Annotated in this window: 27 protein-coding genes and 1 pseudogene; 8 read left to right on the forward strand and 20 right to left on the reverse strand. The window is 60.1% G+C overall.

Features of this window, described 5'->3' with window-relative positions; all coding sequences use genetic code 11:
• The first annotated feature begins 74 nt into the window (after positions 1-74).
• Positions 75-878, forward strand: a complete 804-nt coding sequence (locus tag ACZ9DP_RS33060; RefSeq protein WP_476204831.1) for an alpha/beta fold hydrolase — start codon at positions 75-77, stop codon at positions 876-878.
• 1 nt (position 879) lies between these two features.
• On the opposite strand, the gene ACZ9DP_RS33065 is transcribed toward ACZ9DP_RS33060, so the two are convergent.
• Both ACZ9DP_RS33065 and ACZ9DP_RS33070 read right to left on the reverse strand, forming a co-directional pair.
• The gene (locus ACZ9DP_RS33065) at positions 880-1,806 is read right to left on the reverse strand and encodes a carbohydrate kinase family protein (RefSeq protein ID WP_476204833.1); all 927 of its coding nucleotides are present in this window, start codon (positions 1,804-1,806) and stop codon (positions 880-882) included.
• A gap of 91 nt (positions 1,807-1,897) precedes the next feature.
• On the reverse strand, positions 1,898-2,587 hold the full coding sequence (locus ACZ9DP_RS33070) for an orotate phosphoribosyltransferase (protein ID WP_476204834.1): 690 nt from the start codon (positions 2,585-2,587) through the stop codon (positions 1,898-1,900).
• 155 nt (positions 2,588-2,742) lie between these two features.
• Between ACZ9DP_RS33070 and ACZ9DP_RS33075 the strand changes: the two genes are divergently transcribed.
• Positions 2,743-4,014: an MgtC/SapB family protein gene (locus ACZ9DP_RS33075; protein WP_476204835.1), complete on the forward strand. Its 1,272-nt coding sequence runs from the start codon at positions 2,743-2,745 to the stop codon at positions 4,012-4,014.
• Here the strand turns inward: ACZ9DP_RS33075 and ACZ9DP_RS33080 are convergent.
• Positions 4,011-4,676, reverse strand: coding sequence for a TetR/AcrR family transcriptional regulator (locus tag ACZ9DP_RS33080; protein WP_074066509.1), 666 nt, complete (start codon positions 4,674-4,676; stop codon positions 4,011-4,013). The two genes, ACZ9DP_RS33075 and ACZ9DP_RS33080, sit on opposite strands and share 4 nt — an antisense overlap.
• Before the next feature lie 95 nt (positions 4,677-4,771).
• Here ACZ9DP_RS33080 and ACZ9DP_RS33085 point away from each other — a divergent pair, with 95 nt between their 5' ends.
• Together ACZ9DP_RS33085 and ACZ9DP_RS33090 are read left to right on the forward strand one after the other, a co-directional pair.
• Positions 4,772-5,596, forward strand: a complete 825-nt coding sequence (locus ACZ9DP_RS33085; RefSeq protein ID WP_476204837.1) for an NmrA family NAD(P)-binding protein — start codon at positions 4,772-4,774, stop codon at positions 5,594-5,596.
• Positions 5,584-6,081: an anthrone oxygenase family protein gene (locus tag ACZ9DP_RS33090; protein ID WP_476204838.1), complete on the forward strand. Its 498-nt coding sequence runs from the start codon at positions 5,584-5,586 to the stop codon at positions 6,079-6,081. The genes ACZ9DP_RS33085 and ACZ9DP_RS33090 overlap by 13 nt, the downstream gene beginning before the upstream one ends.
• A gap of 36 nt (positions 6,082-6,117) precedes the next feature.
• Here the strand turns inward: ACZ9DP_RS33090 and ACZ9DP_RS33095 are convergent.
• The 6 genes and pseudogenes from ACZ9DP_RS33095 to ACZ9DP_RS33120 all read right to left on the reverse strand — a co-directional run bounded on the left by ACZ9DP_RS33095 (position 6,118) and on the right by ACZ9DP_RS33120 (position 11,597).
• Positions 6,118-6,627, reverse strand: a pseudogene (locus ACZ9DP_RS33095) (glyoxalase superfamily protein).
• A 186-nt stretch (positions 6,628-6,813) separates the two neighbouring features.
• Complete coding sequence (gene pyrC, locus ACZ9DP_RS33100) at positions 6,814-7,857, reverse strand: dihydroorotase (protein ID WP_476204839.1); 1,044 nt, start codon at positions 7,855-7,857, stop codon at positions 6,814-6,816.
• 93 nt (positions 7,858-7,950) lie between these two features.
• Positions 7,951-8,577: a nucleoside triphosphate hydrolase gene (locus tag ACZ9DP_RS33105; RefSeq protein ID WP_476204841.1), complete on the reverse strand. Its 627-nt coding sequence runs from the start codon at positions 8,575-8,577 to the stop codon at positions 7,951-7,953.
• The gene (locus tag ACZ9DP_RS33110; protein WP_074066505.1) at positions 8,574-9,356 is read right to left on the reverse strand and encodes an ATP-binding cassette domain-containing protein; all 783 of its coding nucleotides are present in this window, start codon (positions 9,354-9,356) and stop codon (positions 8,574-8,576) included. Before ACZ9DP_RS33110 ends, ACZ9DP_RS33105 begins: the two co-directional genes overlap by 4 nt.
• A gap of 2 nt (positions 9,357-9,358) precedes the next feature.
• Positions 9,359-10,423, reverse strand: coding sequence for an ABC transporter permease (locus tag ACZ9DP_RS33115; RefSeq protein WP_074066504.1), 1,065 nt, complete (start codon positions 10,421-10,423; stop codon positions 9,359-9,361).
• A gap of 154 nt (positions 10,424-10,577) precedes the next feature.
• Positions 10,578-11,597 (reverse strand): sugar ABC transporter substrate-binding protein, encoded by a 1,020-nt coding sequence (locus tag ACZ9DP_RS33120; protein ID WP_022713541.1) that lies wholly within the window; start codon positions 11,595-11,597, stop codon positions 10,578-10,580.
• A gap of 236 nt (positions 11,598-11,833) precedes the next feature.
• On the opposite strand from ACZ9DP_RS33120, the gene ACZ9DP_RS33125 reads away from it, so the two are divergent.
• Positions 11,834-13,081 (forward strand): ROK family transcriptional regulator, encoded by a 1,248-nt coding sequence (locus ACZ9DP_RS33125; protein WP_074066503.1) that lies wholly within the window; start codon positions 11,834-11,836, stop codon positions 13,079-13,081.
• Positions 13,065-13,541: an RbsD/FucU family protein gene (locus ACZ9DP_RS33130; protein ID WP_074066502.1), complete on the forward strand. Its 477-nt coding sequence runs from the start codon at positions 13,065-13,067 to the stop codon at positions 13,539-13,541. Before ACZ9DP_RS33125 ends, ACZ9DP_RS33130 begins: the two co-directional genes overlap by 17 nt.
• Before the next feature lie 3 nt (positions 13,542-13,544).
• On the opposite strand, the gene ACZ9DP_RS33135 is transcribed toward ACZ9DP_RS33130, so the two are convergent.
• The 7 genes from ACZ9DP_RS33135 to ACZ9DP_RS33165 form a co-directional block, all read right to left on the reverse strand.
• Positions 13,545-14,582 carry a proline racemase family protein gene (locus tag ACZ9DP_RS33135; RefSeq protein WP_476204843.1) on the reverse strand — a complete coding sequence of 346 codons (1,038 nt, stop codon included), beginning with the start codon at positions 14,580-14,582 and terminating at the stop codon, positions 13,545-13,547.
• Positions 14,583-14,594: 12 nt separating this feature from the next.
• Positions 14,595-15,305, reverse strand: a complete 711-nt coding sequence (locus tag ACZ9DP_RS33140; RefSeq protein ID WP_476204845.1) for an SDR family oxidoreductase — start codon at positions 15,303-15,305, stop codon at positions 14,595-14,597.
• 9 nt (positions 15,306-15,314) lie between these two features.
• Complete coding sequence (locus ACZ9DP_RS33145; protein ID WP_476204847.1) at positions 15,315-16,565, reverse strand: NAD(P)/FAD-dependent oxidoreductase; 1,251 nt, start codon at positions 16,563-16,565, stop codon at positions 15,315-15,317.
• Positions 16,566-16,648: 83 nt separating this feature from the next.
• Entirely contained in the window at positions 16,649-17,902 is a 1,254-nt protein-coding gene (locus tag ACZ9DP_RS33150) for an alpha/beta hydrolase (protein WP_239599631.1), read from the reverse strand.
• A gap of 438 nt (positions 17,903-18,340) precedes the next feature.
• Positions 18,341-18,976 carry a TetR family transcriptional regulator gene (locus ACZ9DP_RS33155; RefSeq protein WP_476204849.1) on the reverse strand — a complete coding sequence of 212 codons (636 nt, stop codon included), beginning with the start codon at positions 18,974-18,976 and terminating at the stop codon, positions 18,341-18,343.
• Positions 18,977-18,991: 15 nt separating this feature from the next.
• Positions 18,992-19,654 (reverse strand): class I SAM-dependent methyltransferase, encoded by a 663-nt coding sequence (locus ACZ9DP_RS33160; protein ID WP_476204850.1) that lies wholly within the window; start codon positions 19,652-19,654, stop codon positions 18,992-18,994.
• 275 nt (positions 19,655-19,929) lie between these two features.
• Entirely contained in the window at positions 19,930-20,244 is a 315-nt protein-coding gene (locus ACZ9DP_RS33165) for a hypothetical protein (RefSeq protein ID WP_476204851.1), read from the reverse strand.
• A gap of 201 nt (positions 20,245-20,445) precedes the next feature.
• On the opposite strand from ACZ9DP_RS33165, the gene ACZ9DP_RS33170 reads away from it, so the two are divergent.
• Together ACZ9DP_RS33170 and ACZ9DP_RS33175 are read left to right on the forward strand one after the other, a co-directional pair.
• The gene (locus tag ACZ9DP_RS33170) at positions 20,446-20,916 is read left to right on the forward strand and encodes an aminoacyl-tRNA deacylase (RefSeq protein ID WP_039843771.1); all 471 of its coding nucleotides are present in this window, start codon (positions 20,446-20,448) and stop codon (positions 20,914-20,916) included.
• A 210-nt stretch (positions 20,917-21,126) separates the two neighbouring features.
• Positions 21,127-21,477: a hypothetical protein gene (locus ACZ9DP_RS33175; protein ID WP_476204853.1), complete on the forward strand. Its 351-nt coding sequence runs from the start codon at positions 21,127-21,129 to the stop codon at positions 21,475-21,477.
• Between the two features lie 113 nt (positions 21,478-21,590).
• Here ACZ9DP_RS33175 and ACZ9DP_RS33180 read toward each other — a convergent pair whose 3' ends face one another.
• From ACZ9DP_RS33180 to ACZ9DP_RS33195, 4 genes are all read right to left on the reverse strand, one after another.
• Positions 21,591-21,827, reverse strand: a complete 237-nt coding sequence (locus ACZ9DP_RS33180; protein WP_476204854.1) for a hypothetical protein — start codon at positions 21,825-21,827, stop codon at positions 21,591-21,593.
• An 88-nt stretch (positions 21,828-21,915) separates the two neighbouring features.
• Positions 21,916-22,350, reverse strand: coding sequence for a mobile mystery protein B (locus tag ACZ9DP_RS33185; protein WP_476204856.1), 435 nt, complete (start codon positions 22,348-22,350; stop codon positions 21,916-21,918).
• Positions 22,310-22,525 (reverse strand): hypothetical protein, encoded by a 216-nt coding sequence (locus ACZ9DP_RS33190; protein ID WP_476204857.1) that lies wholly within the window; start codon positions 22,523-22,525, stop codon positions 22,310-22,312. The genes ACZ9DP_RS33185 and ACZ9DP_RS33190 overlap by 41 nt, the downstream gene beginning before the upstream one ends.
• Positions 22,522-22,986 carry a mobile mystery protein A gene (locus tag ACZ9DP_RS33195; protein WP_476204858.1) on the reverse strand — a complete coding sequence of 155 codons (465 nt, stop codon included), beginning with the start codon at positions 22,984-22,986 and terminating at the stop codon, positions 22,522-22,524. Before ACZ9DP_RS33195 ends, ACZ9DP_RS33190 begins: the two co-directional genes overlap by 4 nt.
• Positions 22,987-23,197: the final 211 nt, after the last annotated feature.

The raw sequence follows: 23,197 nt of genomic DNA on the forward strand, positions 1-23,197 counted from the left end.
GGGATCTGTGATTTTCATTTGAAGCTGTCGAAACGCGCCACATCTGATCGTTTGTATCAGGAAGGGAGAGCCGGATGAGTGTGATGGACGACGAGCTCAAGATTTTTGAGGCAGAGGGCGCGCCACCGCTGCCGACGGCGGCATCCGCAGGTGTCGTCGAGCATGACGGCGCCAGTATCTGGCACGCGACTTACGGGAACGGTCCCGCGGTGATCCTGCTGCATGGCGGGCTTGGTAACAGCGGTAATTGGGGCTACCAAGTGCCGGCATTGATCGAGTCCGGCCGGCAGGTTGTGGTCATCGACAGCCGGGGGCATGGCCGCAGCACGCGCGATAGCCAGCCGTATGAGTACGAGTTGATGGCAACGGACGTTCTGGAAATCATGGATCATCTAGAGCTCGCCAAAGCAGCGCTCGTCGGCTGGAGTGATGGCGCCTGCACGGCACTCATCCTTGCCGATCAGCATCCGGACCGCGTCTCCGGCGTCTTCTTTTTCGCGTGCAATATGGATCCGAGCGGCACGAAAGAGTTTGTCGCGACACCGGTCATCGATCGCTGCTTCAGCCGGCACAGGAAGGACTATCAGGCGCTATCGGCAACACCCGATCAGTTCGATGCCTTTGTTCAGGACGTCAGCAGGATGATGGCGACCGAGCCCAACTACACAGCGAGCGATCTCGCGCGGATCAAGGTGCCAGTCGCGGTCGTGCTGGGTGAGCGCGACGAATTCATCAAGCCCGAGCATGCCGACTATCTCGTGCGCAACATCCCTGATGCGGAGCTCATCCTGCTGCCCGATGTCGGCCACTTCGCGCCACTGCAGCGGCCCGAGCACTTCAATCGCGAAGTCCTCGGCTTTCTTGATCGGCTTGCGTAGTTCAAAGGCCGATTTCGTGCGCCCAGGGCGGATTGGCGCCGGCGCGCGAAACGGTGACGGCCGCGGCCTTTGCCCCAAGCGACAGAGCGTTGTGCAGCGCCTTTTCGTCGAGGGAGGCAACCTGCGCCTTGGTCAGCAGATTGTCCATCTTCAGCGAAGCCAGGATGCCCGCATCGAATGTATCGCCCGCACCAACCGTGTCGACCACGGTGACGCGCTGGCTCGGCACAACGACCTTGCGATCCTTGGTGTAGCCCGACGCGCCTTCCGCGCCCTTGGTGATGACGACGAGCTTGGCGCCATGCTTCAGCCAGTGGGCCGCCAGATCGTCGTGGCTGGCTTCAAGGCCAAACCATTCGAGATCCTCGTCGGAAAACTTGACGATATCGGATTTCGCCGCCATGCGCTTGATGCGCGCCATGTGGGCTTCCTTGTTCTTGATGAAGCCGGGGCGGATGTTCGGATCGAGCGAGATGACGCGCTTTCCGGCCTCTCGATCGAGTAGCGTCTCGTACGTCTCGCCGCAGGGACTCGGGATCAGGCTGATCGCGCCGAAATGTAGCGCCTCACAATCGTCGCCGAGGACCGGCAGATCGTCTGTGGTGATCATGCGGCCGGCCGTGCCTTCATCGTAGAAGGCATAAGTCGCCTGTCCGTTCACCAGCTTAACGAATGCGAGCGTCGATGGGCGGGGCGATATGGCGCAAAGGCTGAAATCGACATTGCTGGCGACCAGCGTCTCGCGCAGGATATCGCCCATCATGTCATCGGCGATGCCGGTAAAGAAGGACGTCGGAACGCCAAGCCTGCCGAGCGCAATCGCCGTGTTGAAGATCGCTCCGCCGGCATAGGGCGCGAAGCTCTTCTCGCCGAGCGTCGTCTCCCGCGGCAGCATGTCGATCAACGCTTCGCCACAGCACAAAATCATTCCGGCCTCCCAACGTATCGGTGAAATTCGGTCTTCAAATCGATTAGATAATTTCGTGGCAAAAGCAAAGCCGCACTTTGCCTATCTGGCCTTAAAGCGACGAAACGCCGCCGTTGCGGCCCGACCAGGCGAGCGGCGCGTCGAGGAAGGCTTCCACTTCGCTGAGCGTCTTCTCGTCGAAAAGCTCCTGCGCTTTCGCAACAGCCAGAACGTCACGCCAGGTAGCGATGTAATGTAGCTTCACCTTCCCGTCAGCAAAGCGCAGCGCGCCTTCGTCAAAGATGCCGTAGTAGAAGAGTGCAATACCGTGATCAACGATGCCGCCAGCCGCGCGGACGGCATCGATGAACTTGAACATGCTGCCGCCCGCCGTCGTCAGATCCTCGATGACAAGCACGCGCGAACCTTCCGGCATATTGCCTTCGATCTGCGCATTGCGGCCGTGACCCTTCGGCTGTTTGCGCACATAGATCATCGGCAGGCCGAGACGATCGGCAAGCAACGCGGCGAAGGGAATCCCCGCCGTCTCGCCGCCGGCAATGCAATCGAACTGCTCGAAACCGGCGTCACGAAGGACGACGCCTGCGGCGAAGTCCATCACCGTGGAACGGATTCGCGGGAAAGAGAGCAGCTTGCGGCAATCGATATAGACCGGGCTCGCCATGCCGGAGGAGAGCTTGTAGGGCCGGGCGGCGTTGAAATGGACCGCCCTGATCTCCCAGAGCATCTTCGCCACCAGTTCGGCCATGACGGCGCGGTCGGGAAATGTCGTGTGGATCATCGCTCTCTCCTTCGCTTAAATCCATGGGGCAATAGCAGCAAGCGCGAAAAGATTCCAGAACTGCGAAGGTTCCGGCGTCAAGAATAGCAACGAATGCGTCAACTCCTTCAAACATTTCTGATTGTACGATGACATGACAGGAATATCGTAAGACCATGGAACATCTCGAAATCTTTCAGCGTCTCGGCGTGGCGCTTGCGATTGGCCTGCTTGTCGGCGTCGAGCGGGGCTGGCAGGAGCGCGACGTCCGGGCGGGCGGCAGGACAGCAGGTATCCGCACATTCGCCCTCACTGGTTTTCTCGGCGGAATAGCCGGGACGCTGCATTCGGTGATCGGTCCCTTCCTGCCGGCAACGATCGCGGCACTGCTTGGCCTCGTCTATATAGCGGGGAATTGGCTGGAGACCCAGGAAGACGAAGATTACAGCATAACCTCGGTCGTGGCTGCGCTGGCGGTTTTCGGGCTTGGCGTTCTCGCCGCTGTCGGTGACATCGTGACTGCGGCTGCAAGCGGCGTCGTGATGACGATAATTCTTGCCGCGCGCCACAGCCTGCATGGCTTTCTGAGAGGTATGACCTGGCCGGAGCTTCGCTCTGCGCTGGTGCTGCTTGCCATGACCGTGGTTGCCCTACCGCTGCTTCCGGACAGGCCGCTCGACCCTTGGGGCGCGCTCAACCCTTTTTCCCTCTGGGTGCTGACCATTACCATCGCAGCACTTTCCTTTGCCGGCTATCTCGCAATCAAGCTGACTGGCACGACTCGTGGCATCCTGCTGGCAGGGGCTGCCGGGGGACTGGTTTCTTCCACTGCGCTGACGCTCTCCTTCGCACGTTATTCCAAGCAGGCGCCTCAGGGTTCGACACATCTGGCGGCCGGGGCGGCCGTTGCTGGAGCCTTGTCCTTTGCCCGTGTTCTTGTCATCGGCAGCGCCTTCTCGCTCGACTTGCTCGCTCCGCTTGCAGCCGGCCTGATCCCGGCGATCATCGGCTTCATGATTGCGGGCGTCTTCTGGGTCTGGCGTTCCGGCTCCGCGAGAGAGGTGCCGGAAATTGAGCTGAAGAACCCGTTCGAACTTCGCATGGTCTTCTCTTTCGCCGCGCTGCTTGGGTTGATCAGCCTGATATCGAAGATGGCAATCGACTATATCGGCGCGTCGGCACTTTACGCCGTGGCCGCGATCTCCGGGCTGGTCGATGTGGACGCCATCACACTTTCGACGGCGCGCCTTATGGGCACCGCGATCAATGCCAAAACCGCCGCCGACGTCATCCTGATTGCGGTCGCCGTCAATGTCATAACAAAGGCGGTGCTGGCCTTCACCGCCGGCACGCGGGAGTATGGCGTCGCCTTGGCTTTGGCGTCAGCAGTCGCGGTTGCCATGGGAGGCATCGCCTATTTTGTGCTCCGCAGCCTTATGCCCGTCTAGCACGACGGGTTGTCGAGAAGCCTGCCGATATCGGTCGGCAGCATTCTCTTGTAGAGCGCGATCGCAGTCCGCCCCTCCTCCTCGCTGACTGAGATCGAATAGCGCACGGCCGCTGCAAGCAAATGCATCGTCAGCCGCGCAATCGCCAGCAATTCGCCTCCTTCGCGCTCCGGCCACAGTTTTTCCAAGACCTTGAACAGTCTTTGCGAGTGGAATTCCATGTCCTCGGCATCGACCTGCTGCAGCAGCTTGTCGGCCTGGGTCGCATGCCAGATGTCGCGCATGACCGGTTCTCTGCGGAAGAAATCGCAATACTGATCAACGATGTTGCAGAGCGCCTGCTGCAGCGTTTCGGTGCTTGTTACCTTGGCCAGCTCTTCGTCTACGCAGTGCCTGCCCTGCTCGTTGAAGCGTTCGGCAAGCGTCCGGATGATGGAGCTCTTGTCCGGGAAATACTGGTAAAGAGCGCCGAAGGAAAGCTCGGCCTTTTCAACGATTTCGCTCATCTTCAGGGCGTCGCTGCCGTTCATTTCGATCAGTTCCATTGCCACCGACAAGATCTTCTCGAAGCGTTCCCGACCCCGCTGCTGGCGCGGGATGCGTCGAAGTTGACCTGCCGATTGCAATCCTCTTTTACGCCTAACCACGGTCTGCTCCGGCATTCGGCACTCCATTTTCTATTGACGGATAAAATAAGAGAGTTTATCTCATTATGCAAATACGAGATTTTCTCTTGTTTTGTGGGAGGAGCAGTCAAATGCAGAATTCCGAAATCATCCTTGTCGGCGGCGCGGGAAAAACAGGCGGGCGCGTCGCTTCCCGGCTCAAAGAGCGCGGTATCAGGTCGCGCTTCGCTTCGCGCTCCAGCACACGCCCCTTTGATTGGGAAAATAGAGCAACCTGGCCCGCGGCGCTTGAGGGTGCCACCAGCGCATACGTGACCTTTCAGCCTGATCTTGCCGTGGCCTGGGCTGCGGACGCGATCGGCGAATTCGCTCGGACGGCCGTCGATTGCGGTTTGCGGCATATCGTCCTGCTTTCCGGCCGCGGTGAAGATGGTGCCGAGCGCAGCGAAGAGATGCTCAAAGCCGCCGGCATCGGCTACACGATCCTGCGAGCATCCTGGTTCTGCCAGAATTTCAGCGAAGGCGCGTTTAAAGATTCGATCGCCGCGGGAGAGCTCGTCCTGCCCGCGGGTGAGGTCAAGGAGCCCTTCACCGATGCCGATGACATTGCCGATGCGGCCGTTGCCGCGCTGACCGACCAGCGCCACCTCGCCAAAACCTACGAATTGACCGGACCAGGCGCGCTTACCTTCCGCGAAGCGGTATCGGAGATCGCGACGGCGACCGGCCGGACGATCCGCTACCGTCAGGTTTCCATGGAAGACTTCAAGGCCGGACTCACTTCGGCCGACCTGCCGGCAGGAACGATCGATCTTCTCGAGGAGCTTTTCGGCAAGGTTCTCGACGGCCGCAATTCGCGCGTCATGAACGGTGTTGCGGAAATCCTCGGCCGGCCGCCGAAAAACTTCAGCCAATATGCCCGCGAGACCGCGGTGACCGGCACATGGGAGACATGACCATGGGAATGATCCTCACCTTCGCGCTTGTCACCGCTGCAATCGGCAGCGGCCTTGTCGCCGGTATCTTCTTTGCCTTCTCGACCTTCATCATGACCGCCTTTTCCCGCATTCCGCCTGAGCAAGGCATCGCGGCAATGAATTCGATCAACGTGACGATCGTGCGCTCGCCGTTCATGCTCGTCTTCATTCCGACCGCCATCCTATCCGTCCTGATCGCCGTCCTGGCCTTCATCGACTGGCGGGGAAGCGCAGGCATTTGGATGCTGGCTGGTGCCGGGCTTTATGTCGTCGCATCCTTTATCTCAACTATCGTCTTCAACGTGCCGATGAATGATGCGCTGGCAAAGGTCAGCGGTAATGGCGCGCAAGCCGTCAGCGTCTGGAATACCTATCTGAAGGATTGGACCTGGTGGAATCACCTCCGCACGATCGCGTCCCTGCTTTCCGCAGCTGCCTTCGTCCGCGCCCTGATGATTCTTTGATGGAAGCGGGAGGACGTTGCTCCTCCCGCCCGCCTTTCAGCATCTTTCGCAGAAGGTGATGCGGTTGTTGAAGGGGTCGACGACCTGCATCTCTAGCCCCCACGGCGCCTCTTCGACGCCCGGCTTCATGTAACGATAATTCTTGCCGACGAGTTCCGCCTGGAAGGCGCGAACACCGTTCATCGGCACAAAGGCTCTGGCGCCGGGGCTAGCGTCGCCGGAGTGCTCGCCCAGATGCAGCAGCATGCTGCCGCGTGGCAATAGAGCGGAAACTGATCGCCGAAGCGGTGTTCCCAATCCAGCTTGAAGCTAGTCTAAAAGCCGCAATAGAACTCCATCGCCTTGTCGACATCGAAAATACGGAAGATGGGAATCGGCGATTCTATGTCGATATTGCCAGGGCTGGCGTCCGCTCCATCAAGCCTGGCCGCAAGAATGTTCCACTGATCGAAGCCGAATCTCGCTATGCGTGAGGGTAATATCTCGGCCGGCCAGAGCCTGCCGCAGGGCTTTTGCCATAGGCTTGGCATCGCGAAAATCGCGCATCGTTCATCCTTCCGTCGGCGGCAAACAGGAAGATCAGTGCCCGCGTCTGCTGACCCGTTCGCCATCGTTCGCCAAAGGCAAGGATGTGAAGGATTTATCTGGATGCATTCACCTTAGCGCTCGCACGCCGCGGGACGGCTGGCCGCATCCTGCCGGAAACGACCCTAGAAATATTGAACGAGCCGATCAAGAGCGTTCGACGTCCCAGTGCAGCGGGAACATGGGATCGAACACCGTCACCGTTCCGGCACCGGTTTCGATCTTCGTCGGAAACGACACGGGCACTTCACGCTTCACCAGCGTGACGCGCTCTTCGTTCGGCCGAAGGCCGTACCAGGCCGGGCCGTTCAGCGAGACGAAGGCTTCGAGCTTGTCGAGCGCGCCCTCCTGCTCGAAGACATGGGCAAGGCAACTCATCGTATTGATCGAGGAATAGATGCCAGCGCAGCCACAGGCGCACTCCTTCAGCGGATCGATATGTGGGGCCGAATCGGTGCCGAGGAAGAAGCGCTTGTCGCCGCTCACAGCGGCTGCACGCAGCGCCAGGCGGTGGGTTTCGCGCTTGGCGACCGGCAGGCAGTAATAATGCGGCCGGACGCCGCCGACCAGGATTGCATTGCGGTTGATGATCAGGTGGTGTGTCGTAATGGAGCCTGCGAGATTGGCTTTCGACGACTTGATGTAGTCGATGCCGTCTGCCGTCGTTACGTGCTCCATCGTGACTTTCAGTTCCGGCAGGCGCTTGCGCAGGGGATCGAGCACCGTTTCGATGAATACCGCCTCACGGTCGAAGATATCGACCTCAGGCGTCGTAACTTCACCATGCACGCAAAGCGGCAGACCGATCTTCGCCATGCGCTCCAGCGTCGGCATGGCCTTTTCCATGTCGCGCACGCCGCTATGGGAATTGGTGGTCGCACCCGCCGGATAAAGTTTCACCGCCGTGATCAGGCCGCTTTTTTTGCCTTCCTCGACATCGTCGGCGCTCGTATCCTCCGTCAGATAGAGCGTCATCAACGGCTCGAAGCGATCGCCGCTCGGCAATGCCTTCATGATCCGCTCGAGATAGGCTTTCGCATCCGCCGTCGTCACGACCGGCGGCACGAGATTTGGCATGATGATGGCACGGGCGAAGTTGCGGCTGGTATCGCCGATCACGCCTTCAAGCATCGCGCCGTCGCGCAGATGAAGGTGCCAGTCGTCGGGGCGGCGGATGGTGATGGACTGCATGCGCTATAACTCCGGTAGGGCGGCCTTCAAGGCTCTGCCCCGCGCATTATCACCCCGGCACGGCTCATGGCAAACATTTTGCCGCTTCAATTGTCAGGCGATCTCGAGCGTTACATCGGCGCGGCGGCGGTTTTCCAGGATGAGCCTGCCATTCGGCAGGTCATTGCCATAGACCTTGGCACTCGCCTGCTCTTCCGTCAGCTTGTAGCCGCGCCAGCGGGCTAAGAGCCGCTCCTCCAGCACCTCGATCGGCGGCGCAAGCATGATGGAGTAGTCGAAGATACCCTCAAGCTCCGCCCACTTGCCCTGGCTGAGCAGAAGGTAGTTGCCCTCGACGATGATGAAGCGATGCTCCGGCGAGACGACGCGGGCCGATGCGATGGAGATCTCGCGGAACCGGTCGAAGACCGGGATCAGCACTTCCTGGTCGGCTGGACGCACGGCGCGAATGATGTCCAGAAAACCGCGGACGTCGAAGCTTTCCGGCACGCCCTTGCGGGCGAGCAGACCGCGCTCGCTCAGAACTGCGTTGTCCATGTGAAAGCCGTCCATCGGCAGCACTTCCGCGGTTTCTCCCCGCGCTCTCAGCGCATCGGCGAGATTATCCGCCATGGTCGACTTGCCGGCGCCGGGCGGACCGGCGATAGCGATCAGGAAGCGCTTGGTGTCGCCGGCGCGGGTGGCCACCTCGCCGGCGATTTCCTCGATGGTTACGCTCATGCGGGAACCGGATCCGTGGGGACCGTCTTGGCGCCGGTCATGAATGCCACGGCGTCGGACATGGTATATTCCTTCGGATTGATGACCGTCAGGCGGCGGCCGAGCCGGTGGATGTGGATACGGTCCGCAACTTCGAAGACATGCGGCATGTTGTGCGAAATGAGCACGATCGGCAAGCCGCGGGAACGCACGTCGAGGATCAGTTCCAGCACGCGACGGCTTTCCTTCACTCCGAGTGCGGCTGTCGGCTCATCCATGATGACAACCTTGGAGCCGAAAGCCGCCGCGCGCGCAACCGCCACACCCTGGCGCTGGCCGCCGGAAAGCGTTTCGACCGCCTGATTGATGTTCTGGATCGTCATCAGGCCCAGTTCCGAGAGCTTCGTTCGGGCGCGTTTTTCCATCGCCGGCCGATCGAGCATGCGGAACCAACTGCCGAGCACGCCCGGCCTCCTGATCTCACGGCCAAGAAACATGTTGTCGGCAATCGACAAGGCGGGGGAAAGCGCAAGGTTCTGATAGACGGTCTCGATGCCCGCCTCACGCGCCTCCATCGGCGACCTGAAGTGGACCGGCTTGCCCTCCAGCGTGATCTCGCCCTCGTCAGGAGTAACTGCACCGGAAATCGCCTTGATGAGCGACGACTTGCCGGCGCCGTTGTCGCCGATGACGGCGAGGATTTCGCCGGGATAGAGGTCGAAGTCTGCGTTGTCGAGCGCGGTGACGCGTCCGTAGCGCTTCACGAGGCCGCGGGCGGTAAGGATGGGTTCAACAGCCATGATTACACCGAAACCTTTCTGATCCACTGGTCGATTGCGACAGCGGCGATGATGAGCACGCCGGTCAGCAGGACTTTCCACTGGGGGTCGGCCCCGAGCATGTTGAGGCCCATGGACACAACGCCGACGATCATCGCGCCGAACAGGGTGCCGAGGATGGAACCGCGGCCGCCAAAGAGCGAGATACCGCCGATCACGGTCGCGGTGATCGCCTGCAGGTTATAATCGGTGACCGCTGAAGATGGCGAGATGGAGCCATTGCGGCCGATCGATACCCAGGCTGCAAAGGCTGCGATGACGCCCGAGATTGCATAGACCGTGAGCAGCACGCTCTTGGTTTGGATGCCGGAGAGCTTTGCCGCCTCCGGATCGTCGCCGACCGCATAAACGTGCCTACCCCAGGCCGTGTGGTTGAGAACATACCAGAGCCCGAGCACCAGCAGCACCATGGCGATGACGCCGAGCGTCAAGACCGCATTGCCGACCTTGAAACTGAGCGCGAAGAAATGCAGCAGCGGCGCCTGCGCATCCACGTCCGCATCGCGGATCGTCTCGTTTGCCGAGTAGATGAAATTCGTCGCCATAACGATATTCCACGTGCCGAGCGTCACGATGAACGGCGGCAGCTTCATGTAGGCGACGAGAAAACCGTTGAGCAAGCCGCATAGGCCGCCGACCAGCATGCCGAGGATGACGGCAATCGGCGTTGGAATTCCGTAGGTGATGGCACAGTTGCCCATGATGACGGCGGAAATGACCATGATGACGCCGATCGAAAGATCGATGCCGGCGGTCAGGATGACCAGCGTCTGGGCCGCGCCGAGGATGCCGACGATGGCGATCTGCTGCAGAATGAGCGTGAGCGTGTAGGACGAGAAGAACCGCCCACCAATCGCCATGCCGAAAATGATGATCGCCAGCACCAGCACGATCAGCGGCACCGCTGCCGGCGTCGAGTGAAGGAAGTGCTGCGCACGCTTCAGAAATGAGATGTCCTGGTGTTCGAACGACGCGACATTCTTGTCGCTGCCATCAAGAACCCGTTCGAATTCCTGTGATCCGGTCATTTTTTCTCCTCCGCTTTCGCGCCGAACCGCGCGCGGAAGCTATTGCCCATATTGCGCCGGTCTTCGCACGCCGGTTCTTGAGGCAAGAGCTCATCGTCTGTCGAAAACGGCCGAGGATCAAGCCCCGGCCGTTGTTGTGGCTAGATAGCCAGGCTCAGCCCCAGCACTTGTCGGTGCCGACCTTGGTATCGATCGATTCGACGCCGGAAACCGGCTTGTCGGTGACGAGCGAAACGCCGGTATCGAAGAAGGACTTGCCTTCGGTCGGCTTCGGCTTTTCCCCGCTATCGGCGAACTTCTTGATCGCCTCGACGCCGAGAGCCGCCATCATCAGCGGGTACTGCTGCGAGGTGGCGCCGATGACGCCATCCTTGACCGACTGGACACCCGGGCAGCCGCCGTCGACCGACACGATCAGCACATTGCTCTCCATTCCGACAGCCTTCAGCGCCTGATAGGCACCAACAGCGGCCGGTTCGTTGATCGTGTGGATCACGTTAATGCTCGGATCCTTCTGGAGAAGGTTTTCCATGGCCTTGCGGCCGCCTTCTTCGTTGCCGTTGGTCACATCATGACCGACGATGCGCGGATCGTCCTCATCGCCGATCTTGTTCGGGTCCTTGGGGTCGATGCCGAAGCCCATCATGAAGCCCTGGTCGCGCAGAACGTCGACGGTCGGCTGCGACGGCGTCAGATCGAGGAAGCCGACCTTGGCGTCCTTGGCCTTGTCGCCAAGCGTTTCCTTGGCCCACTGGCCAATCAGCTTGCCGGCGAGCAGGTTGTCGGTCGCAAAGGTCGCGTCAGCGGCATCGGCCGGATCGAGCGGCGTGTCGAGCGCGATGACCAGCAGGCCAGCGTCGCGCGCTTTCTTGACCGAGGAAACGATGCCCTTGGTATCCGATGCAGTGATCAGAATGCCCTTCGCGCCATCGGCAATGCAGCTTTCGATAGCAGCAACCTGGCTTTCGCTGTCGCCGTCGATCTTACCGGCGTAGGACTTCAGCGTAACGCCGAGTTCCTTCGCCTTGGCCGTCGCGCCTTCCTTCATCTTGACGAAGAACGGATTGGTGTCCGTCTTGGTGATCAGGCAGGCGGAAACATCCGCGGCCATTGCCGGAGCGGAAAAAGCAACGCCGAGTGCAAGCGCGCCGAAAGCCAGAACTGATTTCTTCATGAACTCCTCCCAGAGATTAGCCGGCACGCCCGCATGGCAGAACCGGAATTTGAGATACGGGACGACACCGCAGATTCAGTCAAAGGCCTCCTCCAAAGCCGTCCCACACTGTTGACAATCGCAATTAAGAACGAAAAGAAATTCGCTTGTCAATAAATAAATCCAATTGAATTATTAATTCCATGTGGCATGTTGAACAAATCAGGCATAGGCCAATGAACGGGAGGAGTGGCCCAATGTCGTCCTTGGACGGTCCGACGCACGCGCCGGGCACACCACCTATTCTCAATCCGGCGGGAGGCGCGAACCAGGTCAGGGTGCGCGCTTATAACGAGCGGTTGGTCCTTTCGCTGGTGCGCCTCTACGGCTCGCTTTCGAAGGCCGACATCGCACGCCGCAGCGGCCTTTCTGCTCAAACCGTTTCCGTCATCATGAGGGAACTGGAGAGGGAGGGGGTGCTTTCAAGAGGCGAACCCGTTCGCGGCCGCGTCGGACAGCCGTCGATCCCAATGCACCTCAATCCCGACGCCGTCTATTCCTTCGGCGTAAAGATGGGCCGGCGCAGCGCCGATCTGGTTTTGATGGATTTCGTCGGGCGCATCCGCATGCAGTTGCACCGGACATATGCCTATCCCCAACCAGACGAAATTCTCGCCTTCATCATTTCCGGCATCCGGGAGCTTGAAAGCAGGCTCGACGAGAGGCAACGGAGCCGGATCGCAGGCATCGGCATTGCCGCGCCCTTCGAGCTTTGGAACTGGGCAGACGAGGTCGGCGCGCCGGAGGGCGCGATGGAAGTCTGGCGCGGGTTCGACCTGCAGGCCGAAGTTGCCGCGCGCGTTTCACATCCGGTCTATCTGCAAAACGATGCGACCAGCGCCTGTGGCGCTGAGCTCGTCTTCGGCGTCGGCCCATCCTACCCGGATTTCGTCTATCTTTTCATAGGCTCGTTCATCGGCGGCGGCATCGTCCTCAATTCGGCGATCTTCTCCGGCCGAACCGGCACTGCCGGCGCGATCGGCCCGCTTCCGGTACGCGGCAAGAACGGCGAGAACCGCCAGCTTCTCGATATTGCCTCGATCTTCGTGCTCGAAAACATGCTGCGCGAGAAAGGCATCGACCCTGAGCCGCTCTGGTATTCCGCCGACGACTGGGTGGATTTCGGCGCGCCGATGGAGACCTGGATCCAGGACACCGCGAAAGCCTTGGCGCAGGCGATCGTTGCTGCTGCCTCGATCATCGATTTCAGCGCAGCCGTCATCGATGGCGGCTTCCCCGGCTGGGTGCGCAAGCGTATCGTAAGCGCAACGATCCGCGAGGCCGCGAAACTCGACCTCCAGGGTGTAGTGATGCCAGAGATCATCGAGGGTGTGGTGGGGGCGCAAGCGCGCGCGATCGGTGGCGCGAGCCTGCCGATTTTTGCGCGCTATCTGACCGACCAGAATGTGCTTTTCAAGGAGATCGAAAATGCTGAAGGGACTTGATCCGCTCTTAAGTCCGCAACTGCTTTCGACGCTGCGCGAGATGGGCCACGGCGACGAGATCGCCATCGTCGACGGCAATTATCCGGGTGTCGAGCATGGGCGGCGCCTGATCCGTCTCGACGGCCACGGCGTCGTACCGGTGCTCGACGCGGTTCTGAGCGTGCTGCCGATCGACGATTTCGTGCCGGAAGCGATCTTCCGCTCGACCGTCAAAGCCGAGCGCGACAAGCTCGATCCCGTGCACGAGGAAATGATCGACTGCTGCGCCAAGCACGAGCCGCATCGCCAGGTGACGCCGCTCGTCGGCCAGGATTTCTATAGCCGCGTTCGCGCCGCCCACGCCGTCATTCAGACAAGCGAGCCGCGTCTCTACGCCAATATCATCCTGCGCAAAGGCGTCGTCTACCCGAAGGCTGCCGGCGAAGGCGCCAAGGCCGAGGTCGAGCCTTTCGACTATTAACGCTTAAATCTCGCCCGCCTGCGGCCCCCAGACATCCGTCAGCGCGAAGCCATCCGGATGCGGATCGAAGGGGTCGAGCGCCACCTGAGACAGGCCGAAGGTGAAACCGCGGCCGGTGATCGTCGGGATGATGGCCGGGCGGCCTGCGACTTCGGTGACCGCTTGCAAGCCAACCTCGAATTCCGAGCCGATGATCGAGCGTGACCTAAAGATATCGCCGACCTTGGCAATGCCGCGCGCATGGAGCGCAGTCAGGTTCGCCGAGCTGCCGGTGCCGCAGGGCGAGCGGTCGGCACGGCCGGGCCACATGGTCGTGCAGGTACGCACCGCGCCATCCGGCTCGGTATCGCGGAACATCACATAGGCAACACCGGAGATGGCTGGAATTTCGGGATGTACGACCGGGATGTCGCGATTGATGATCTCCTTGAGGATCATTCCTGCCTGAACGAGGCCTGCGGCATTCGTCTTCTCAATCGTCAGGTTGATCTGGCGGACATCGATCAGTGCATAGAAGATGCCGCCATAGCAGATGTCCGCTTTGACCTTGCCCCAATGCGGCGTCTGGATCTCGACGTCCAGTTGATGGACGAAAGCCGGAACCATTGTGAGCTGCACCTTCTCGCAGCGGCCATCGCGGCAGGTTGCCAGCGCCTTTACCAGACCGGCCGCAGTCTCCAGGGTAACGATCGTTTCAGGTTCCTTCATTTCGACGATGCCGGATTCGAGCAGCGCGGTGGTGACGCAAATCGAATTCGAGCCCGAACTCGCATGCGCCTGATCCGGCTGCAGAATGACGAAGGCTGCATCGGCATCGGGATGCTTGGCGGGCAAGAGCAGATTGACGGACCCGATCGGCGCGCCGCGCGGCTCGAGGCAGAGGAAACGGCGAAGCTCGGTGCCCTTGGGGTCGGTATTCAACCAGTGAAGCTGCGCGGCAACGGTCTCGCCGGGGATTTTCGGCAGACCGCCAATCGCGACCTTGCCGATCTCGCCTTCGCAGTGGACGTCCAGAAGCTGGATGGTACGCTTCCACCTCATTTTATACTCCTATCAAACGTGACGCGTGACGCCGCCATCGACGCGGATATTCTGACCCGTGATGTAGCCCGCGCCGTCGGAAAGCAGGAAAGCTGCGGTCTTTGCGATTTCTTCCATATGGCCGATCCGCTTCATCGGGATCTTGTCAGCGGTTTCCGGCTTGTGGTTAAGGCTGTCGATATAACCGGGCAGGATGCAGTTCATGCGGATATTATCCGCAGCATAGCGATCCGAATAAAGCTTGGTGAAGGCGCCTGCCGCCGCGCGATAGGTGCAGGAAACGGGGAAGATCAGTGACGGTTCATAGGCGGCGAAGGTCGTGATGTTTACGAAAGCGCCCTTGCCCTGCTTGAGCATGACGGGCGTCACGAGGCGGGCCATGCGCACCAGCGACAGGATCATCATGTCGGAACCGAGGGTCCACATCTCATCAGTGATATCCAGGAGATCGCCCTTCGGCGGATGACCGGTGTGGTTCACGACAGCGTCGATGCGGCCATAGGTCTTCATCGTCAGGTCAAAAATCGCCTGGATGTCTTCGGCCTTTTCCGCCACGCCGCGCGAGGCAACGCCGCCAAGCTCGAAGGCCAACTTCTCGCAGCTTTCGGAGGGCGACATCAGCGCCAGACGATAGCCCTGCACGGCCAGTTCGCGGGCAATCGCCTCGCCCATGCCGCGACCGCCACCGGTGATCAGCGCTACGGGCTTCATGCTATCGGACATCGGTTCCTCCTAATATCGGGTTATGCGGAAGGGGGTCATGTCGACCGTGGGTTTGCCCCCAATCACCATATCGGCGATCAGCTGCGCTGTCGTCGCCGAAAGCGTCAGGCCGAGATGGCCGTGGCCGGTTGCATACCAGACCCCCGGTATCTTCGATGATGGCGAGATGATCGGGATCGTATCCGGCAGCGCCGGGCGATGGCCCATCCATTCGGTTGCCTCTTCGATCTTCAAACCGGGCAGCGCACGCTGCGCATGGCGCACGAGCAATCGCGGGCGGCGGAAATCCGGCGGCGCGTCAAGACCCGCCAGTTCGACGTTGCCGCCGACGCGAATGCCGCCGGCCGTCGGCGTCACCATGAAAGCCCGATGCGGCCAGATGATCGAATACCGCATCGAGATGCCGGGCTTCATGATCTGCGTGTGATAGCCACGCTCGGTCTCCAGCGGGATCGGCTCGCCAAGTTTTGCGGCAAGCTCGCGCGTGTGCACACCGGCTGCCAGTACCACGGAGTTGACCTCGATGCGGCCGCCGTCCTCGAGCAGCACGACAGCATCGCCCGCCGGTTTGCGTTCGATATTGCGCACGACACCTGAAACGAAGCGCGCGCCCGCCGCCTGAGCGGCGTCCGCAAGCTTGACCACCAATTGGTAGGGATCACGGATCGATTTGTTGTCCGGCAAAAGCACGGCCTTGGCGATCGAGGGCGAAAGTTCCGGCTCGTAGTGGCGGATCGCGCCGCTGTTCAAGATCTCGAAATCGAAGCCATAGCGCTGCATTAACTCGATATGGCCGCGGTCGGCGGCGAATTCAGCTTCCGTCTCATAGATGGCGAGGCAGCCCTCCTCCGTCATGAGTTCCGGTGCGCCGATTGCAGAAAGCATGGTCCGGAAATCGCCTAGCGCCCGGCGGGTCAGGTTCATGCCTGCATCTTCGATCCCGCGCAGACGGGACGGCCGGCCGGCAGCGATGAAACGCAGGAACCATGGAAGCATTTTCGGTGCGTAAGACGGACGCAGCCAGACCGGCCCCTCGGGATCCATCAGCCAGCGGGGAATTTTCTTCCAGGTCGCCGGACCAGAACCGGCGGTGAAATCGAGCGCGATGCTCGCCATATTCCCGTAGGACGTGCCACGGCCCGGCTCGCCCTTGTCGATCAGCGTCACCTGAAAACCGCGTTGCTGCATTTCGAAGGCGATCGATGCGCCGATTACGCCTGCGCCGACAACGGCGACGGTCTGCTTCCTCTCATTCGTCATATCATCATCCATCAAAGCAAGGCTTTACCGGCACGACTTTGCGTTGTGATATATCAGAATGAGATGAATGCCTATGAGGAATTTTATTGTGTCGGCAAACCGGCACCGACCGTATCGCCGACCGAGCCCGCGGTATTTTCCACCGACTGGCCGAAGCGCTTCAACTGGGCATCATAGTTGCGGCGGGTGCGCGGATCGAAGATCGCGATCGGGGTGCTGACGGCAACGCTGGCCGCGCTGCCGACCGTCTGCGCGGCACCGATCGCGACCGCACCGACCGCTTCGCCAAGACCGACCTGCGAATCGGTGATCGTCTGGCCGGCGATCAGCCGGTCGCCGATCAGCTTCACGACTTCCGGGCTTTCGGCGAATTTGCCGTGGTTCAGCCTGTCGCCGCCCTTGAGCTTGGTGAGATCGAGGACGGTGATGCCCGCCGCCTCGAGCTTGCTGCGATAGGGTTCCGCCGAAGGATCGATCTGGCCGAGGCGATCGACATTGCCGGATATGCGGCGCGAAAGCGCCAGCGCGCGGTCGTCGCGCGAAACGAAGATGGTAAAGTGCGGTCTCTCCTCGCCGAGGCTTACGAATTGCCGCCCGAAAACATCAACGTCGAGATCGGGTGAGGCAAGGATGACGTTGTTGATCTTGCTTGCAACGTGTCCGTCCCGGATCGCCATCTGGCGCAGCGCCTCGACGGTCAGCCAAGTGCCCATGGAATGCGCCATGATGGTGATATCGCTGACTGCCGGGTTCTGGGCCGTGCGGCGCAGCAGCTCTTCCAGCGCATCGCGGGAATAATTCGTGCTTTCCTTGTCGTAGTTATAGTCGAAGATGCTTCCGCGCGACGGCCAGGTGAAGACGACCGGCGCCACGTCCGCATGCGAATCGTGAACGATCTGCGCGAAGCGGTAAACGGAATCCTCGTAGAGATTGTTGAAGCCATGGACGAAGACCAGCACGCGGCGGCTCTTCGGCATGTGGCTCTTCAGCCAGACCTCGCCCGCCTGCTCTCCTTCCAGCGGATCGACGGACACGGTAACGAAATCGCGAAGCGGATTTGCCGGCAGGCGCTTCGGCCATTGCACCTGGCCGATCTTGCGATTGGCATCCGGCGGTATCGAAACGTTGACCGCATTGACCATCAGACCGGTGCCGCGCTCGCCGGAAAAGAGGACGGCGGGATCCTTGTCCTGTGCGCGCGTGGTTGCGACGAGAAGATCGACTTTCGACGTGCCCGGCTGCACGGATCCTACCGGCGTCATCACGCCGATGTGCCGTCCGCCGCAGGCCGATAACAGGAAGGCAGCAAGCGTCAGGCTCGCAAGCATCTTCCGCATGGCCCCCGATCCGTCAAACATCCCCTACTCCAACATCGACGCCTGGCTGAACGCTCTACGGCTGCTGCTGCTCAAATAAGCCGTGGGCGCAAGGGGAGTCAAATAAGGCACGCAGCCGTTAGCCTCGCAACAGATGGGCGGACTGATTTCAGGGCTGAAATAGAAAAGAGCCCGGCGCGGGAGGAGGTGCACCGGGCTCTTGATCCTGACTGGCAACTGGGAGGAGGAGTGTTACCAGTCTGCGTAAGAGCGCTGGGAGGAGGAGTGCGCTACTTACGAAGCTATAAATACCCGATTGATTTGATCGAGAATAGGGTTATTACCGCAATGCAGCAATGCACCTTACGCATGGCTCCACGCGCAATCTTGCGAAGGCGCCTCATTTTCCAGCAATTTTGATCAGCTGGTCAAAAAATCATTCCGGTAAAGTGCGATAGCCTAACGCTGATTTTTCGCTTGGTCGCCAAAATCCGCCAGCATCTTCCAAAGATCCGCAAAAAGCTCCCTCGCAAAGGCCTCGAGGGGGCCTTCTGGCGGACGCTCCTGCCAGCGTTCGCCGCCGACACGCAATGCACCGATGACAATCGCAGAGAGAAGCCGCATGCGCGCCCGCACTTCCTTCCCTTCGCCGCCTCTTGCGACCAATGCTTCGGTCAGCTTCTGCTCAAGTTTTGCATATTTCATCTGATCGCGCGCTTTCAGCACGGGCGTGCGACGGATGAGTTCACCAAGGGCGAGCCCACGTTCGTCGGCGGAAGCGGCGACGGTTTCCACGATTGCTTCTTCAACGACCTTCAGGGGCGACTCGTTCTTTGGCCTTGCGGCGATGGCAGCCATCAGACGGTCGGCAAAGGAATCCTGCCAGGCGAAGACGACCTCTTCCTTGGAGGGGAAATAATCGAAAAAGCTGCGCTTCGACACGTCGGCGGAATCCGTGATGTCCTCGATCGTCGTTGCATCAAAGCCGCGTTCGAGAAACAGCGTCATTGCCGCCTGCTCAATGCGCTCGCGCGTCTGGCGCCGCTTGCGCTCGCGGCGCCCTTCAGCGGTGCTGGTCTGTTTCGATTCAGCCATTTGCGTCCGATTGCATCAGCCGCCAGTCTCTCCTGCGGCCGTTTCCATCTCCGCTTCCCTGCTACGATATTTGAAGCGCTCCCGCGAGAGCCCAAGCGGCTTGCGGCGCGAAATTCTGTAAACTGCGGCAGGCGGCAGGTTTCGCATCGTGCCGCCGATATGCGTTGCCTTGAGCCCCATCCGGTCGAGGATGGGCCGCGGCACAGGGCAGCGTGGGCCGTAAGTGAATTGGTAAAACGCACCCCCAGGCCGCATGTAGGTGAAGGCGCCGGCGAGAATGGCGGTGATCTTGCGCGGCGACATCGAAAGCAGCGGCAAGCCGCTGACCACCGCCCCGACTGGCTCGCCTTGGAAGATTCCGGCCTGTGCCAAATGCCCCGCATCCATCTGAAGGACACGGGCGGACGGAAAGCGGGTCTTGAGGCCATCGATGAATTCGGGGCCATATTCGATCAACGTCAAATCCGCCTCTTTGAGGCCGCGCGCAAGCAGCGCCCGCGTGAAAACACCCGTACCAGGGCCGAGTTCAATGATCGGCCCGTCAAGCGCCGCGATTTCCTTCGTCATCAGCTTGGCAAGCGAAACCCCGGAGGGAGCGATTGCAGCGACGCGAAGTGGATTGCTGATCCACGAACGGAAGAAATGCAGGAAATCCGAGCATGCAATGTCTGCGGTCATGTTGATTGGCCCACTTTTGAAATGCAACGTCGTTACCTGCCAGGCATCGCCTCCAGACAATTCCAAGACGCCATCAGCCCGCGCAGCGTGTCCAGGTCATTCACCCCAATTGAATGGGATCCTATCCTTTCAATTATTGCACTTTTATATCTATTGCATTTTTGCACTTAGTGCAACACATGCAGGCAAGATTTTTATCGACGGCCGCAGGCAGATGCTGCCACACAGGCCAGTAAGCGGTTTCCCTACCGTCAAAGAGAGCGTTTCAGACTGCCCTATCGATCGTAGACCGCGCGATAGCCTTCGGACGAGGCGCAGGCGTCATACTGCCTGCGCGCAGCGCCGCGTGAGAGCGCTTCCGCTTCGGCGCTGTCATAATCGCCAGTCATCTGTGCACGCAGTTTATATTGCTGCATTGCTTCGCCATACATCGCATTGGCTTCGCCGATGCACATGACGTGGGCAACGAATGGCGGATTGACCGGGCTGCCGACGGGATAGAGAACCGGCTTGTCGGCATAGGTGACACATCCGGCAAGAATGACCGCGACCCCCACCATCGAAATCACAACCTGGGTTCTCGCCTTCATATTTCTCTCCCCGCACCATCGCGGCGCAGAACGCAGATACATGCGCAAGATTGCGCGAAGCTAAGCAAGTTGATCGACGGCCGTAAAAAGATGGTCTCCCAACCGCTTACACTTTGCGGCCGTCCATTCGCCGTTGACTTCCCGGATGATGAGAGGAAAATGTCCCTTATGCATCCCAGGCAAACATAGGGAGTGCCTACGATGACGATCGCGGGAAAACTTCAGGACTATATCGCCGGTGAGGGTATCGCTTACGACACCGTCGCTCATCACCGCACAGCAACAACCAGCCAGTCGGCGCAGGCTGCGCATATTCCGGGCAGCAGGCTGGCCAAATCCGTGGTCGTACATCACGAAACGGGGTATGTTCTAGCCGTTGTTCCGAGCACACACCGGATCGAGCTCTCCACATTGCAGGATCTGATGAACAGGCGTCTCGGCCTCGCCTCGGAGGAGGAGGTTAGCTCGCTTTTTTCGGATTGCGACATTGGCGCGGTACCACCCATCGGACCCGCTTACGATGTGCCCGTGATCCTCGACGAAAGCCTCGGCGACGCGAGCGACGTCTATTTCGAAGGCGGTGACCACAAGACACTCGTGCATGTCAGTGGGCCCAATTTTCGCAGCCTCATGAAGGATGCGCAAATCGCCCGCTTCAGCCACCTGCCGTAAAGTCGGAGACGGTCAGGGCCGCAGCCGAATTCCCGATGACAATCATACGAAGGGCACGAATGCTGGCGGAATTGGGCGAAGCGGCCGCTCACGGCCTCCCCTGCGCGTTTGTAGGCCTCCCTGCCGCTACGCCGGCCAAGAGCGTTACAGAGTGGCATTAAAGTACGGGTAAACCGGGCAAGCGTCTGTTCAAAAAGTGCGGTGCATAATGTGTCGCTCTCGCATGGCGGCTTCTTCATCGGCCCCGACCGATCCCGATGCCGGTCTGGCGCGCCGCACCGCCGCCCGCGCCCCTTCGACTTCATGTCGAGAGTGCGCGTCGGCATGTGCTCATGCCCCCTCCTGCACACGCTGCTCGCGCAGCGTTTTCACATCCAGCGCCTGCCTCTCCCCCGTACCCTCCACTTCCGCGAGCGCCTTCACCTGCCGCCCCAAATCAAGGGCCTGCAATTCCTGCTGCCGCTGCAACACCTCCGCAGCAATATTCTGAGCGGCATATCGGACTGCAGCGAGCTGGAGGAAACGATCATGACGACGCTCCCTCAGTTGCGCGGGAGGTGACACAAAGGAGAAGCCGGCAGTCCGCACATTCATCGCGCGCTAGACAGCCAGGCACCACCGGTTCTGTTGAGTGAGGCAACCACACCCAGACGAAGGCTTCCTGATAGTCGCTCTTAGAAGTCATCCTTCACCTTCTTTCCGGATGGGCGTACGGACTTGGGCAGAAGGGCCAGGGTCGGGGTGTTGGCGGATAGCCCTGTGGCGAGCGTCGCCTGGTCGGCACCAAACAGCCGGATGCCTACTATCGCGGCGACCTCGAATACAGCCCCTATGGCGCAACCCGGATCGCCCTTCTCGATTCTCTGTAGGGCAGCCTTATCCTTTCCTTTCGGCCAGGAAGCAGCGCTCATCGATCATCGTCGCATTCCGTTGACGATTATTGTACGTGAGTGACAGCTTCATCCGAAAAATGAACAGAGGCTGGTAACAATCGTCGCTCTAGCCTGTCTCGGCAGCTTGACCGACGAAACCGAGCAGCGGGCCAAAGTCGTGGGCGTCCGCCGCCTTCAGCGCCGCTATGTACGCTGAGCGTCTCTCATTCATTTTCTGAAGGTCCGAGCGCGCCGTCCAGTCGATAGGATCGACCCCGTACACCTTACCGAGGACGACATCCGCCAGGATCCGCGCATGGCGGCCATTACCGTTCGAAAACGGGTGAATGAACACCAGCTTATGATGCAAGCGAACGGCTGCCTCGATGGGCGAATAGGTATCATGCGCGGCCCAGTACTGAGCATCGTCCATCAGGCCACGCAGCTGAACTCCGATCTGGATCGGATCGACGCCTATGTTTTTTCCTGTCTTTCGGAAGGTGCCCGCCCAGTTCCAAACATCACCAAAACAGCTGGCGATGGAGCTCGATTGCGAAGTCATCGGTGAGGATGTCTTTGCGCCGCATGCGGGCAAGCCAACGTAGCCCGGACGCGATGTTGGCCTGCTCCAGCTCGTCCAATTCGCCTTGCGTTGTGATGTGTTTGTATTTCAGCCCACCGATTTCATTCGGGTCGAGAGGCGTCGCGCCTTCGCGATATTCGTGCTTGATCGTCACTTATCCTCCCAAAAATCGGAAGGCATTTGATAGATCAGCTCGTTCATAAGACGGGCGACCTCCTGCTGGGTGCGGCTGTCCTGCACGGCCTGGTTTTCCAGCGCCATGTGTTTGCTGGCAATGCCAATGGTCGCGAGCGCCTTTTTCCTGGCCTGCTCGATGATTACATTCTCGACGGTGACTGGCGGGACGATGGCATAGACGAAACGGCATCCCATCGCCTCGGCGGCCGCCTGCATGGATTTCAGGGTAACGCCGCCCTCAAGCTCCGCCTTTTCGACCTGAGCAACGCGAGCGCGGGTATGCCCCATTCGCTTTCCGAGCTGGGCTCCCGACATTCCAAGGGCTTTCCGGACTGTCCGAATCCAGCCTTCAGCGGGAACACGGACGTCTTCGGCCTTGGACTGGGCAAGGTCTACGATTTCCTGATATTGCTGGCGGACGGTCTGTTTAACGGTCATTGTAAACTCATATGTTGACGTAATTCGCTAAATCGTCAATGTATTTATATACATAACGTGCGATTTTGTCAATATATAAGTTGACAAGCCCTCGACGAACCTGAGCAGCCAAAGGCGCGAGTCAGGGCAAGGTCGTCACCATACCCAACTGCGGATGGGCCATGAATCCCCAGCCTTCGCAACGCGCATATCAACTTGCAGAACATCCGCA

The organism is Rhizobium sp. USDA 4016 (genome assembly GCF_056279705.1).

What these genes read in the sequence shown, in the direction of transcription:
- ACZ9DP_RS33110 (WP_074066505.1), bottom strand. Translation starts at nt 9,356, where the DNA reads ATGGCTGTTGAACCCATCCTTACCGCCCGCGGCCTCGTGAAGCGCTAC.
- ACZ9DP_RS33070 (WP_476204834.1), bottom strand. Translation starts at nt 2,587, where the DNA reads ATGATCCACACGACATTTCCCGACCGCGCCGTCATGGCCGAACTGGTG.
- ACZ9DP_RS33080 (WP_074066509.1), bottom strand. Translation starts at nt 4,676, where the DNA reads ATGCCGGAGCAGACCGTGGTTAGGCGTAAAAGAGGATTGCAATCGGCA.
- ACZ9DP_RS33155 (WP_476204849.1), bottom strand. Translation starts at nt 18,976, where the DNA reads ATGGCTGAATCGAAACAGACCAGCACCGCTGAAGGGCGCCGCGAGCGC.
- ACZ9DP_RS33090 (WP_476204838.1), top strand. Translation starts at nt 5,584, where the DNA reads ATGGGAGACATGACCATGGGAATGATCCTCACCTTCGCGCTTGTCACC.
- pyrC (WP_476204839.1), bottom strand. Translation starts at nt 7,857, where the DNA reads ATGCAGTCCATCACCATCCGCCGCCCCGACGACTGGCACCTTCATCTG.
- ACZ9DP_RS33130 (WP_074066502.1), top strand. Translation starts at nt 13,065, where the DNA reads ATGCTGAAGGGACTTGATCCGCTCTTAAGTCCGCAACTGCTTTCGACG.
- ACZ9DP_RS33160 (WP_476204850.1), bottom strand. Translation starts at nt 19,654, where the DNA reads ATGACCGCAGACATTGCATGCTCGGATTTCCTGCATTTCTTCCGTTCG.
- ACZ9DP_RS33060 (WP_476204831.1), top strand. Translation starts at nt 75, where the DNA reads ATGAGTGTGATGGACGACGAGCTCAAGATTTTTGAGGCAGAGGGCGCG.
- ACZ9DP_RS33170 (WP_039843771.1), top strand. Translation starts at nt 20,446, where the DNA reads ATGACGATCGCGGGAAAACTTCAGGACTATATCGCCGGTGAGGGTATC.
- ACZ9DP_RS33150 (WP_239599631.1), bottom strand. Translation starts at nt 17,902, where the DNA reads ATGCGGAAGATGCTTGCGAGCCTGACGCTTGCTGCCTTCCTGTTATCG.
- ACZ9DP_RS33125 (WP_074066503.1), top strand. Translation starts at nt 11,834, where the DNA reads ATGTCGTCCTTGGACGGTCCGACGCACGCGCCGGGCACACCACCTATT.
- ACZ9DP_RS33085 (WP_476204837.1), top strand. Translation starts at nt 4,772, where the DNA reads ATGCAGAATTCCGAAATCATCCTTGTCGGCGGCGCGGGAAAAACAGGC.
- ACZ9DP_RS33180 (WP_476204854.1), bottom strand. Translation starts at nt 21,827, where the DNA reads ATGAGCGCTGCTTCCTGGCCGAAAGGAAAGGATAAGGCTGCCCTACAG.
- ACZ9DP_RS33185 (WP_476204856.1), bottom strand. Translation starts at nt 22,350, where the DNA reads ATGACTTCGCAATCGAGCTCCATCGCCAGCTGTTTTGGTGATGTTTGG.
- ACZ9DP_RS33195 (WP_476204858.1), bottom strand. Translation starts at nt 22,986, where the DNA reads ATGACCGTTAAACAGACCGTCCGCCAGCAATATCAGGAAATCGTAGAC.
- ACZ9DP_RS33145 (WP_476204847.1), bottom strand. Translation starts at nt 16,565, where the DNA reads ATGACGAATGAGAGGAAGCAGACCGTCGCCGTTGTCGGCGCAGGCGTA.
- ACZ9DP_RS33140 (WP_476204845.1), bottom strand. Translation starts at nt 15,305, where the DNA reads ATGTCCGATAGCATGAAGCCCGTAGCGCTGATCACCGGTGGCGGTCGC.
- ACZ9DP_RS33120 (WP_022713541.1), bottom strand. Translation starts at nt 11,597, where the DNA reads ATGAAGAAATCAGTTCTGGCTTTCGGCGCGCTTGCACTCGGCGTTGCT.
- ACZ9DP_RS33065 (WP_476204833.1), bottom strand. Translation starts at nt 1,806, where the DNA reads ATGATTTTGTGCTGTGGCGAAGCGTTGATCGACATGCTGCCGCGGGAG.
- ACZ9DP_RS33165 (WP_476204851.1), bottom strand. Translation starts at nt 20,244, where the DNA reads ATGAAGGCGAGAACCCAGGTTGTGATTTCGATGGTGGGGGTCGCGGTC.
- ACZ9DP_RS33115 (WP_074066504.1), bottom strand. Translation starts at nt 10,423, where the DNA reads ATGACCGGATCACAGGAATTCGAACGGGTTCTTGATGGCAGCGACAAG.
- ACZ9DP_RS33075 (WP_476204835.1), top strand. Translation starts at nt 2,743, where the DNA reads ATGGAACATCTCGAAATCTTTCAGCGTCTCGGCGTGGCGCTTGCGATT.
- ACZ9DP_RS33105 (WP_476204841.1), bottom strand. Translation starts at nt 8,577, where the DNA reads ATGAGCGTAACCATCGAGGAAATCGCCGGCGAGGTGGCCACCCGCGCC.
- ACZ9DP_RS33135 (WP_476204843.1), bottom strand. Translation starts at nt 14,582, where the DNA reads ATGAGGTGGAAGCGTACCATCCAGCTTCTGGACGTCCACTGCGAAGGC.